This window comes from Pseudoalteromonas lipolytica, from assembly GCF_900116435.1.
Classification (GTDB): domain Bacteria; phylum Pseudomonadota; class Gammaproteobacteria; order Enterobacterales; family Alteromonadaceae; genus Pseudoalteromonas; species Pseudoalteromonas lipolytica.
On record NZ_FPAZ01000028.1, the window covers coordinates 17,600 to 30,725 of the forward strand.

The 13,126-nt window shown below is 39.5% G+C and carries 6 protein-coding genes; all 6 read right to left on the reverse strand.

The window, feature by feature from the left end; all coding sequences use genetic code 11:
* Positions 1–7: 7 nt before the first annotated feature.
* Positions 8–1,249, reverse strand: coding sequence for a cysteine desulfurase-like protein (locus BM378_RS19595; RefSeq protein ID WP_074989839.1), 1,242 nt, complete (start codon positions 1,247–1,249; stop codon positions 8–10).
* A gap of 10 nt (positions 1,250–1,259) precedes the next feature.
* Positions 1,260–1,892, reverse strand: a complete 633-nt coding sequence (locus BM378_RS19600; RefSeq protein ID WP_074989840.1) for a 2OG-Fe dioxygenase family protein — start codon at positions 1,890–1,892, stop codon at positions 1,260–1,262.
* Positions 1,893–2,110: 218 nt separating this feature from the next.
* Positions 2,111–7,735 carry a leucine-rich repeat domain-containing protein gene (locus tag BM378_RS19605; protein ID WP_074989841.1) on the reverse strand — a complete coding sequence of 1,875 codons (5,625 nt, stop codon included), beginning with the start codon at positions 7,733–7,735 and terminating at the stop codon, positions 2,111–2,113.
* A gap of 108 nt (positions 7,736–7,843) precedes the next feature.
* Positions 7,844–8,845 carry a hypothetical protein gene (locus BM378_RS19610; RefSeq protein WP_036974107.1) on the reverse strand — a complete coding sequence of 334 codons (1,002 nt, stop codon included), beginning with the start codon at positions 8,843–8,845 and terminating at the stop codon, positions 7,844–7,846.
* Positions 8,845–9,786, reverse strand: a complete 942-nt coding sequence (locus tag BM378_RS19615) for a hypothetical protein (RefSeq protein ID WP_036974111.1) — start codon at positions 9,784–9,786, stop codon at positions 8,845–8,847. Before BM378_RS19615 ends, BM378_RS19610 begins: the two co-directional genes overlap by 1 nt.
* A 217-nt stretch (positions 9,787–10,003) precedes the next feature.
* Positions 10,004–12,601 carry a bifunctional aconitate hydratase 2/2-methylisocitrate dehydratase gene (gene acnB, locus BM378_RS19620; RefSeq protein WP_065978931.1) on the reverse strand — a complete coding sequence of 866 codons (2,598 nt, stop codon included), beginning with the start codon at positions 12,599–12,601 and terminating at the stop codon, positions 10,004–10,006.
* Positions 12,602–13,126: the final 525 nt, after the last annotated feature.

The window sequence follows — 13,126 nt, forward strand, 5'->3', positions numbered from 1 at the left end:
AAAGGTATTAATTTATTTTTAATAACTGATCAAACAAATCGAACACCTGATCAAGCTCTTCAATTGTGTTGTAATGCATACAACCAATACGCACTACACCCCCTGTGTCTAATACACCTAATTGCTTGCATAAACCTTGTGCATAAAAGTTGCCATCCCAGACACAAATGTGATGTTTACCTAAAAATTCAGATACAACACGCGGTTCAATGCCTTCAAAGATTAATGCAAAGGTTGGAGTACGCATTGATAAGCGCGCAACGTCATTAATACCAAACAATTTAATACGTGAGTAATCGGCTAAGCGAGTTAAGAAATGCTTACTGAGCGTCATTTCATGTTGTTTAGTAATAGCAAAAGCAGCCGCTAATTTTTCTCGGCGCGAATGACTATCATCCAACTCGCTAATAGCAGCAATGTAATCAACGGCAGCAATTAAGCCAGCTAAAGCTTCAAAGCTTTGTGTCCCCGTCTCCCAACGGCCTGGGATGACGTCTTTCGCGGGTTCTACTTTATACGGGGTGAAACCTTCTAAATGCTCACGCTTACCGTATACAAGACCCAAATGAGGACCAAAAAACTTATAGGCAGAGCATGCTAAAAAGTCACAATCAAGTGCTTGAACATCAATCAGCTCATGCGGTGCAAAGTGAACTGCATCCACGTATACAAGAGCACCAACAGTATGGGCAAGCTCGACAACTCGTTTAATATCGTTAATTGAACCAGTGGTGTTTGATGCATATGTCACGGCAACGAGTTTTGTCTTACTTGATAATAAACTCTCAAAATGAGCCATATCTAAGCTACAATCGGCTTCGTTAATTAAAGCCGTTTTAACTAATGTGCCTTTATCTTCAGCTGCTTGCTGCCAAGAGGATACATTTGAGTAGTGATCTGCGTTAGTGACAATAATTTCATCATCAGCAGTCCAATCTCGAGAAATCGCACGGCTAAAGCTAAACGTGAGGCTTGTCATGTTAGCACCAAACACGATTTGCTCTTTAGAAGGCGCATTCAGTAAGTCTGCCGCTGCTTGGCGAGCATCGGCCATTAGCTCAACAGTTTTATCACTTGAGAAAAAAGCACCGCCTAGGTTTGAGTTGAAATAACCTAAATACGCACTCATGGCACTTAAAACAGACTGCGGTACTTGTGAGCCACCGGGACCATCTAAGAAAACTGGCGATGTACCAGCCACATTTTGCATTAATGCCGGAAATTGACGACGTAATTGCGTTAAGTTCATCGTATTTTCCTTACGCAGTTAGCACGAAGCAATCAAGGTAACCCTCTTTGCTTGCATCTAATTTATTCATTGGTGTTGCGTTGTGCCACACTTCACGGTCATTAATGAGTGCGAACATGCCGTCTTTAATTTCCATTTTAAAGCAAGGATCAGCTTGTTGATTCTCGTAAACAAGTAGCTCACCGCCTTCGAGATTTTCATGTGATACACCACAGACACATACATGGTCGAAACCATCTTGATGAACCCCTTCAGGTGCAGCAGGTGTGTCACTGTCGATCGCAAGCATTCTAAATTGATGAATTTCAATATCACGGTCAGCACTGATGCCGGTCATTTCACGGAATTGATGAACAATTTGCTTCATGCCATCACTGGCTAATAAGCTGTCTTCAAGATTCTCATAGGTACGCTCTACATTACCTTGAAACGTATTGATTGAATCATCTTGAACAAATGCTTTTGTTGGTTGTAATTTTAATTCGCCATCAACCACTTTAATTACCGAATAGCGACGTTTACGAAATGCGCCATCTGCGTATGGGTTAGCGGGTAAATTAGCAAAAGAAGGCTTTACTGCGTCAATATGTGATTGGCTTACAAAACGAAGTTGTAGGAGGTTCTGGTTGTTTAAGGCTGTCATTACATTCTCGCTTGTTAGAATTGAGATTGAGTTATGAATTTTCATCCATTAATAATGTGAGCATTTTAATGCAACCAGAGAGGAAAATTTGCGTTTAAATGTAAACCAGAGCGGTAAGTTGATCATGATTAAGATCTAAAGGCGTTATTTTGTGAAATTTTAATGCAGCAACAGAAATAGCCGCAATATGCGGCTATTTAAACAACAAGAGATGATATTTACGGGTTTAATTCAACAAACTCAACGTCAACCTCACATGAGGCTGTTATTGGCCCTACTTCATAGTAATCCGCAGAATGCCAAGTACCGTCACACCCTGTTGCGCTTGCTACTTCATAACCTGTGTCCGGGTATAAGTAGATGCCCCTAGTTTCACCATCCTGTAAAAACATTTTGGTCTCACTAACGCTACCATTTCCTGTGATATTCACAGTTACTTCGTAGCTTAGACTATAAAAAATATTGTAATAACCTTGATTATCACGAAGATCATCTAAATAAGCCTGTGTTTCCACTGATAATGGATTATTTTCAAAATATAAGTTTGCGTAGTTATTTGTAATACCTTCTATCCCGCTCACAGTATCTAGCGGGTTGCTCCATGCAGAAACAAACTCCAGATTAGCATTATTAGCAAAGTCAATTTGTGTTACAGCTGTACTTTGTAAATAAAAGCGCTGTAAAGATGTCATTGTACTTATATCTAACTGGGTTAATGAATTATTCCCCCAAATATCTAATGTTTGTAATTGTTGAGGGTTAGCAATTGTTGAAAAATCATTAATGCTAGAGTCCCCCACAGACAGATAGATTAAATGAGTAAACGGTGAGAAATCAAAGCTTGTATAGTCATGACCGCCGATACCAAGTCTAGACACATGGTAAATCTGCTCCCAAGGAACTAAAGACTCTTCAACACCTCTAAGACTTATATTTGTAAGCGAGGACAACAGAGAGAAGTCTAAGTTGCTAATAGCCGTATAATCAAGAGATAAAGACTCAAGGGTATTCAGATTGGATAAATCCAATTCATTAATAGCTAGGTTGCTTGCATTTAATACTACAAGTTGATTATTCTGGGAAAGATCAAGCTCTAATAAACGATTATTATTAATTATTAGCTCCTCTAGTAGTATATTTGTATCTAGGTCAATTGATAATAATTCATTATTTTTAAGAGCAAGATGATTAAGGTTTGGGACTTGACTTAAGTCTATGCTTGTTAATTCATTCTGCGATAAATCTAAACGTATTAAATTAGTATATTCAGACAACTCTATACTTTTTAATTGATTTGAAGTTAAATAAAGCTCTGTAATAACACTAGGATCATAAACCAATAGTGAGGTAACTCCAGAATTATGAATACCTATAATTCTTAGGTTAGAGTACTGTGATAAATCAATATCCCCACTTCCTAGATTCAGTTCACTTATATGAAATGCTTCTAAGTTACTAAAAGACTCTAATCCTTCCAGAGATTTTACTTCTCCGTTTCCACGCCATGCACAAAATAGCTCTGTCGTTTCTTCTAATCGAGTGTAGCCCGAATTATCTACACACATTGCAAGTACAGTGTCGGTGATATTTGCCTTTATAGATAGTGGGACTAACTCTTTAAATGTCACATCAATTTGGCAACTTTGGCTCACAAAGGAAATTTCATAGTTTCCTTCATCGTTAATAAAACCTTCGCAGCCAGAAATTGCATCTAATTCATAACCCGAATTTGGATTAATTGATGTCCACCAGTTTGAGCCATGACGAACAATACTTTCATCTCCGACAGCTAATGAGCCATTTCCATCACTGTTAACTGTAATCGTGTGCTCTGGCGCATCAAACGATAAGTTAACTTTATCTTCCTCAAGACAACTATTACCTTTTAAGTATTTACAAAAAGTAATATCACGACGGTTATTATCAATAAGCTCTATAACCGTATCTTGACCATCAAGTATTAACTCCAGTTTACCGTCAAGCAGCTCAATATTTATCGGCTCAGCATCATCTAGTTGGAAAGTATAATATTGCTTATCAAGTTCAGCATCATAATCACCATAACTCACTGACCAGCGAGCAATACCGTTATCGTCATTTTGATATAAGGTAAAGCCCATATCGTAATCTTCAAATTGATCAACCTTAGTTGAGCTTGAATAATCATGGACATATAAATAAGCATAAGAATCAGTCAGTTGATTATCATCATAAAAATTTGTTAAGCGTTCAACATAGTAGCGATTACCATCTACCGCGACTAATGTATATTCAAACTCACCATATAACTCGCAATTAGCCTGTGAAATATCACACCAGTCTACAGGTTGCCAAGTTTCAGTATCATAATAAAGATCGCGCTTTAAGTGACCATCTTCAAACCCTTTTTGGTATAAACTGGTGTTAAAGGTAAAGAAAACCTGACCATCGTCATACACTTGAATATCAGCCCAGTGCGAGTCTAAATCATGGCCTTCCCTGAACTCATGCCGACCAGCAAAATTAGCAGCAGAGATTGCTTGCACATTTCTGCGTACTAGGATACCTGAGTCAGTATAACTGCCATCATCATCAGAGCCTGATACGAGAAATTGGTAGCCCACATTAATATCTTTGGTGAAATAAACAGTCTCTATAGAATTATTTTCAATAGAAGTTATCGTTAAGTGTTCATCGGTAATTTGCCAACTAAAATTTTCTAGTTCATTCGTTGCTACATCAGTGAAACTACCTTCCCCGTTTTCATTTAATGACATGATTAAAATGGTGTTATCATAAGTAGCATCTCCTACTGTCCACTCTCCAAGTAGTTCCAATTCTGTTGTGGTAATATAATTAGTCTCAGTGTGCAAATATACATTGGACTGCTCGGTACCTGAGCGAACCAAAACGTCATTTTCATAATATTCATAAGTAATAATAGACCAGTACCAGTTAGTCCCTTTTTCAGGATAAATCGTTAGACTAACACTACTTATCTCTGTACGATAATGAGTTTCAACTTGCTGCTCACCAACAAATGGAAAAGCAATATATTCATCAATAACAATACTGTTTACTGGTATTATCTCTATACTATTATTAACTTCAGACCAAGTAATGGCATCTTTTCTATCATAAGTGAAAGAACCACTTTGATCTTCATTTAATAAAAGCTCATAAGCTGGTGCATTATATAAATCACTGTTATTTATAATATATTCGCCAGCGGCTAATAATGCAGGTTTAAACGTTGCGGTAATATCGCAATCCGCACCTGTGGTATAGACAAGGTAATAATCTCCTTCGATATATCCTTCGCATCCTGTAATTTCATCAACAACATACCCTTCATCAGGGCTAATTACGAAAGACGCATATTGGTACCAATACGAAGTTTGACTGGTAGGTGAGAGGCTACCATTCTGAGATGGGTTTACTGTTAACGTTATTTTAGGGCGCTTAGGTAAGTAACTAATTTGCGTATCAGTTGAACAACTGGTTCCCTGCTGATATCGACAAATAGTAACAGCATTTTCATCTGCAGAAACCAGTTCAACAAACCACGTATTACCATCAACTTGGTAGCTTAATACGCCATCATTGAATGTTGCTATATGCTCAACACCATCAAAGCGGACAACATACTTTACTTCACCTAAATCATTATATTGACTGTAAATAGCATCTGTTGAACTATCATCTTTGTAAAGAGAAATAGAACCATCTAATAGCTCTTCAGTAAAGGCAGAGTATGAAAAGTCTTTACTATATTCATAAATGAATACCGATTTAACTTCATCATATGCCTCACCACCCATAGTGTAATAAGTTAGCGTTCTAATTATGTAATAGGTGCTACCAACAATATTAATGAATTCATGTTGCATTTCACTTTCAAGGTAACAGTCATCAGCAAAGCCATCACAGCTTGATACAAGACCATATGTTTCTGAATAAAAGCGTTTTCTAGAGAAATTGCCATCTTCAATATGACCTTGGAAACCTGAATAATCTAAACCAATAGCGACACTACCATCAGGGTAAATATTCAAATCATAAGATTGAGAAGTACCAACAAAACCATGCCAACGACCAATAATATCCTCATCGGTTGTTGTTACATTCGCTTTTTTAACCATTAAGCCTGTTAATGTATTACTTGGCTCATCAAAACTAGTGTCTAATGCTACAACTTGGTAGCCCGCAGAGAGGGCTTTCGTGAACCAAAACTCAATTAGCCCAGTTTCACCATTTTCATCATAACTAATAGATAACTTAGTATCATTGAGTACCCAACTAAATACCTCACTACTCTCACCCGTTACATCTCCTGTACCATCGGCATAAAAGCGTAAAGTTTCAGGTTCATCATCAGATGACGCAGAATCGTAATCATTGTCTCTTAGGTCTAAAACCCACGTGTTTTCTGTTAACTCGGCAATGTTTAGTGCTATTGTTTTAGTTTTATCAATCAGGTTTGTTGTATAGGTTCGAGTACTTGAAGGCTCCACAACGGGTTCACTACCATTTTGGTAGTCCAATGTTCGCTGTGTGGTTTGAGTTACTTCAATCGTTCTGAAAACCTCGTTTTCTGCTAAAACTTGAAAACTAATATCTGTTAATTTTGTTTGCGCAATATAAGATTCATTGCCATCGTTATATTCATCAGTGTAAGTCACTACACTATTTGCCAATGCTAAAGTATACACTCCTGATTCTTTACTCATTGTCAGTGTTGAGCTTGTATTTGCATTAAGTTCACCCGTACCGTCACTTGCCAGGACAAGGTGATATGCATCATTGTTATAATAACGAGGTGAGTTAACGATAAAATCACCAACAATAGGCTCATCGCTATCAGAAACTAAGTTTTCATCTTTTTTAATTTCTTCTTTCGTCTCTTCAATGAGATCAGGATCTTTCTCATTTACTTCATCTTCAAAACTCTTGGCGGTATCTACGTCACTGACAAGATCGAGTGTATTTTCTACGCCTTCAGGGAGAACATAGTCAGCATTATCCACGATGATTTTGATAAGAGTTGCCAATAGGATTTTTTCATCAGCATCAACATTTAGTAACGCTGCGTTTAGCTCTTCGACAGATTGAGGTTCTTCATTATTACGCGTTAAAAGCGCATACTCTGCGGTCGTCACATTCGTGATGTTGACGCCAAAGTTGTCTTCACTATCAAGCGTATTATCCTCACCGGCCTGTTCCAATAACGCTTGAATTGAGCTTAACTGTGAAACGAAAACAACCCCAGGATTGGTGCTATCAAGACCTTTTGCTTTAACCAGCACAAGCTTTTCACTTGCAGATTCGTCCACAACAAGCTCTATTGTATAACGCCCGGTTGGGTCTGCATTGACCGAAAAGACATCACTTCCAACATTAATCTCTAACTCTGCATTAGCAATTGGTTGATCCGTTACTATCCCGGTAATTGTCACTGTTGATACATTTCGTTTAAATATAACGCTATGCTTTGCTGAAGCTGTTGCCCCATCGTTATCTGTTACAGTGACAGTGAAGTTAACAGTTGTATCAGCATCTATATCAGGTGTTTGAAAAGTAGCTTCTGCGCTTGTTAAGCCACCGCTTTGTGCAAAATCAAAACTAGCATCAGATGTCCAACTATAAGAAGCAATGCTACCGTCGCTATCACCAGCTACGGCGCTTAATTTAAATGAGGTTTGCTCTGTGCCCTCTGAGTCAGCACTAATAGAAACTGTTGGACTTTGATTAACTGGGTCTACAGGATCTGGTTTAGTTCCAGAGTCACTACTTCCACCTCCCCCGCATCCAACTAAAAATAAGGTACCAAAAACCGCGGCTAACAGCCGCTTTTGAATTAACATATCTATACTCCATTACATTCGCTTATAGCAGGGAAACTCTTAGCTATTTAAACGCTAAATCCCTTAACGTTGATAAAAAGCCACAGCGAACTGTGGCTCTTGGTTTACTCAATTAATTGCTTTTCTTACTTGCTGAAGCTGCTCTTGGAATGGCAGGCCTCTAAGGTCACCTAAGCCTGCTGCCATAGTCAGTGCATAAATTTCACTTTCTAGACTCAACATGTGTGCTTCAACGGTGTCTTTATCAATAGCTACTTTTTGCGCTAAGTACTCAGCATAGAGGCTATCAATACGATCTATTTGCAGTGACAATAATGCTGCTTGTTGTTTAATTTGCTCGTACTCACGATAGTTCGCTTTGCTGTATGCTTCGCCTTGTTCTAATTGATTGCGAACGTCCTGATAAACAGTCGGAAATATATCGACTTTTTTTGAGTTAGCGAGTGCATAAATTTTTTCGATATACTGAGAAAAATAAAACTGCACAACGGCGTCTTTTTCTAAGTCAATGAGTTGTCCTAATAGCTTAGGTACATATTCAGCAACTTGCTGCTCTTGCCCATTGATGAGCATTTCCTTTAATTGCTGATGTTGCTTATCTAGCCCTCGGTAACGCTTCTCATAAGAGGTTTCCGCATCCAATTGATCTAAAATTGCAAACTCATCTCTTATTGGCTGTAAAACAGAAGTGATCCTCTGCTTAGAAAGCTGCGCTTCAGCAACCAACGAAATGACTTCCTGACTTTGCGACATGATTTCATCTGAAACCGTATCCGATGAAAATAGTGACGCGCTTTTTAGCGCATATTCAGGAGCTAAACGCAGCTCATTGAATTCAGGTTCTAGCACCGCCCATACTTTGCGAGCCTTAGTTACACGCTCCTCATCAAATTGCGCTAGGTTATCTGCATCTATTTGATTATAAGCACTAAGGGCTTCTTGGAAGACACTTTGGGCTTTATCAAATGCTGCACGTATTTGCTCAGGTGTTGCTTCTTCGCCGGTAATACTACTAGCTAGAGAACCTAAATCTTGCTGTACAGAATCAATAGTTTTACATCCAGATAAAGCACAAATGAATATCGAGCTAACAATGACTAACTTGTTCATTAATAGCTCCACTGTAAACCAACGGCAAATGACACATTACTATATTCAACTTCAGGCACGCGCAGACGTTGACCATTTTCAAGATTCTTGGTCACAATATCGCGAGACTTGTATTGCGCATCAATACCGCCCATTAACGCAATATGTGACATTATTTGATAACGCAGCCCGACTCGTCCTAACACACCCCAGCCATTAAAACTGTCGGTTAATGTAGTTGTTTCAAATTGAGTATTTTGAATTTCAGAGTACATGGGTGTACTCAATTCAGCTTCTGCATACCAACTGTACTTATTAAAACTGTCCTTTAAACGACTATCGTAACGGGCACCTAAAGTAAGCAAAATACCCATTTGATCCTCTGACACAGAGACCACGGGGCGTAGCTGGGAGTTATAATCTTGTTGGTCGCCCACATTGTTCGCGTTATTCATACCCGGTAAGGTAAAACGAGCGGGGTTATCTGGATCATCTGAGATAGCAATCAGTGCCTCATCAAATGCCGCTGCACCTGGTTGCACAAAAGCAAAATTTGAGCGTGTAAAACTAGAAGTAAAAAACTTAGTGCCTAAAGTAAACTGTATGGCTTTTGAAAAATTATAAGCACCTTTGAAACCGATCTCATTCGCTTTTGTTTTAAATGCATTTTCTTGAATATCGCCAAACTCTGCCAAATGCCAAGTTTCAGTTTCAATTTCAGTAGAAATTGTTGCAGCACTTTCAATATAGAATCCCCAATCATCATCAATCCCTGTGTATGAAATTTGTCGTATTGCGGGATTGGTCACATCAATTGACTGGCTCAACTTGCCAAACCCTGCTACATCATTGAGAGTCTCACTATAGCTAATCATTTCAAAACCGAGTCGAACTTCGCTAAAAGAGGGGTTAACAGCAAGAGCCGAAACACTAAATGGGAGTAGAAAAAGAAGTGCTTTCATTATTCAGTTCCTTGAAATACAGAGTCTGCGTCGCCAAGAAATAGATGCAGCCCTTCCTTGGTTACACTTTTAAACATTAAGTTACACTAATTAACTTTTTACATTAATCAGTGTAGACAAACGTATTAGTATTTCAAATAAAACTGAACAAAAAGTTAATAAAAAAGCCCGCATATATAATGCGGGCCTTTTACAGTAAAACTCAATTAGTTACTTATTACACAGCTTGCTGAACAATTACTTGATCTGCCTTTTTAGTGTATTGAGGCATACGGTGGAAGTTCAGGTAGCGATAAGTATCAGCTGCTGTTGCGTTGATCTTATCTGCGTACTCTTGATATTCAGCCGGTGTAGGCAGCTTACCTAGAATTGCAGCAACCGCTGCAAGCTCTGCTGATGCTAAGAATACGTTTGCGCCAGTACCAAGACGGTTAGGGAAGTTACGAGTAGACGTAGACACAACTGTCGCCTTATCAGCAACGCGTGCTTGGTTACCCATACATAATGAACACCCTGGAGTTTCAATACGCGCACCTACACGACCAAAGATACCGTAGTAACCTTCGTCAGTAAGCTGATCTTTATCCATCTTCGTTGGAGGAGCAACCCATAACTGAGTTGGAATACGACCGCTGAAGCCATCAAGAAGTTTACCCGCAGCACGGAAGTGACCAATGTTAGTCATACAAGAACCGATGAATACTTCGTCGATTTTCTCGCCTGTAACGTCAGATAGTAAACGTGCGTCATCTGGGTCATTTGGCGCACAAAGAATAGGTTCTTTGATTTCAGCTAGGTCGATTTCAAGTACGTGTTTGTACTCTGCATCGGCATCCGCTTCCATAAGCTCTGGGTTCGCTAACCACTCTTGCATTGCATTAATACGACGTTCGATAGTACGAACATCACCGTAACCTTCAGAGATCATCCACTTAAGCATGACAATGTTTGACTCAAGGTATTCAGCGATAGATTCTTTAGAAAGTTTAACGGTACAACCTGCCGCTGAACGCTCAGCTGACGCATCAGAAAGCTCAAATGCTTGCTCAACTGTTAAGTGCTCAACACCTTCGATTTCTAGTACACGACCAGAGAATTCGTTGATTTTACCTTTCTTCTCAACAGTTAGAAGACCTTCTTTAATACCGTAGTAAGGGATAGCATGTACTAGGTCACGTAACGTGATACCTGGCTGCATTTCACCTTTGAAACGTACTAAGATTGACTCAGGCATATCAAGTGGCATTACACCTGTTGCAGCTGCGAATGCTACCGCACCCGAACCTGCTGGGAATGAAATACCTAGAGGGAAACGCGTATGCGAGTCACCACCCGTACCTACGGTGTCTGGTAATAACATACGGTTTAACCATGAGTGGATTACACCGTCGCCTGGACGAAGTGATACACCGCCACGGTTCATGATGAAATCAGGAAGCGTATGATGAGTGTTTACATCGATTGGCTTAGGATATGCTGATGTATGACAGAAAGACTGCATTGTTAAGTCTGCCGAGAAACCTAAACATGCTAGATCTTTAAGTTCGTCACGTGTCATAGGACCTGTTGTATCTTGCGAACCAACGGTAGTCATTTTCGGCTCACAGTATTGACCAGGACGTACGCCAGGCATGTTACATGCTTTACCAACCATTTTCTGTGCAAGCGTAAAGCCTTTGCCAGAGTCAGTAACAAGAGCAGGTTTGCGGAAGATATCTTCTGCTTCTAGACCTAGAGATGCACGCGCTTTGTCTGTTAGACCACGACCGATAATAAGTGGAATACGGCCACCAGCACGCACTTCGTCAAGAATTACGTCTGATTTTAAAGAGAACGTTGAGATAACTTCATCAGTGCCGTGACGCTTAACCACACCTTCGTAAGGGAAGATATCGATTTGGTCACCCATGTTTAGTTCATCAACAGGTAATTCGATTGGTAATGCACCAGAATCTTCCATCGTGTTGAAGAAAATAGGCGCGATTTTACCGCCTAGACATACACCACCAACACGCTTGTTAGGTACGTGAGGGATATCATCACCCATGAACCAAAGCACTGAGTTAGTTGCAGATTTACGCGATGAACCCGTACCAACTACATCACCAACATACGCGAGCGGTAACCCTTTCGTTTTAAGCTCTTCTAGTTGTGAAATTGGACCAACTTCACCAGGCTTGTCTGGGTTGATACCGTCACGCTCGTTTTTAAGCATAGCTAAAGCATGCAGTGGGATATCAGGACGAGACCATGCATCAGGTGCAGGTGAAAGATCATCAGTGTTTGTCTCACCCGTTACTTTGAAAACAGTAACAGAGATTTTTTCAGCAACGGCTGGTTTATTTACAAACCATTCTGCATTTGCCCAAGACTCGATAACTTGTTTCGCGAATTCGTTACCAGCCTTCGCTTTTTCTTCTACGTCGTAGAAAGCATCGAACATTAATAATGTGTTTGATAAACCTTTAACGATAATTGGCGCTAACGCTTCGTCGTCTAAAAGTTCAATCATAGGTGCGATGTTGTAACCACCTAACATGGTTCCTAATAGCTCAGCCGCTTTTTCTTTTGATACTAATGGTGAGCTTGTTTCACCTTTTGCTACTGCCGCTAAAAAGCCAGCTTTGATGTATGCAGCATCGTCTACGCCTGGTGGTACACGATTAACAAGAAGATCAACGATAAACTCTTCTTCACCTGCAGGTGGGTTTTTAATTAGTTCAATAAGATCAGCCGTTTGCTGAGCATCTAGTGGCGCTGGTACGATACCTAACGCGGCACGTTCTTCTACGTGTTTACGATATTCTTGTAGCACAATATTGCCCTCTTGGTGACGTGAGAGTACTCGGTAGTATTAAACTAAATACAATCATTACCCAGTACTTATAGTATTCTGACGGTTAATTATAAAGCTTTTAAGTATAGATGAAAATCCATGCTGCGGTTAGGCACTTTATATTCACTATAAATAACATGAATAGTGGTAGAAAAAAAAGCTATTCAAATGAATATTTATTAACTAAGAATCATTCCTATCTGCTTTAGCGGTCATTAGCAGTGCGTTTAACCCTATTTGCTTAATTAAGCGCATTATTTAAAGGCAAGAAAATCTCGATGGTAACAAGACAAAATTTTGTCTTTTAGCTGCTCTTAGCAATTGCTTTTGCATCGCTCTACCAGCTCAATCAATGCAGTCGTAAATCAGACATTTTTAACGCAGGTAGCGACTGGTTTAATCACTCAAAATTAATGGAATGGACTCTCTCCACTCCCCAACGGCGTCATAATGCGCCATAGTAGTTTAGGGTAAGTTTTAGCGTAAACAAAGTAGAGAGAGTCA

Bases quoted from the DNA above. Each gene is read 5' to 3' on its own strand.
- BM378_RS19595 (WP_074989839.1), bottom strand. From the start codon at position 1,249: ATGAACTTAACGCAATTACGTCGTCAATTTCCGGCATTAATGCAAAAT.
- BM378_RS19600 (WP_074989840.1), bottom strand. From the start codon at position 1,892: ATGACAGCCTTAAACAACCAGAACCTCCTACAACTTCGTTTTGTAAGC.
- BM378_RS19605 (WP_074989841.1), bottom strand. From the start codon at position 7,735: ATGTTAATTCAAAAGCGGCTGTTAGCCGCGGTTTTTGGTACCTTATTT.
- BM378_RS19610 (WP_036974107.1), bottom strand. From the start codon at position 8,845: ATGAACAAGTTAGTCATTGTTAGCTCGATATTCATTTGTGCTTTATCT.
- BM378_RS19615 (WP_036974111.1), bottom strand. From the start codon at position 9,786: ATGAAAGCACTTCTTTTTCTACTCCCATTTAGTGTTTCGGCTCTTGCT.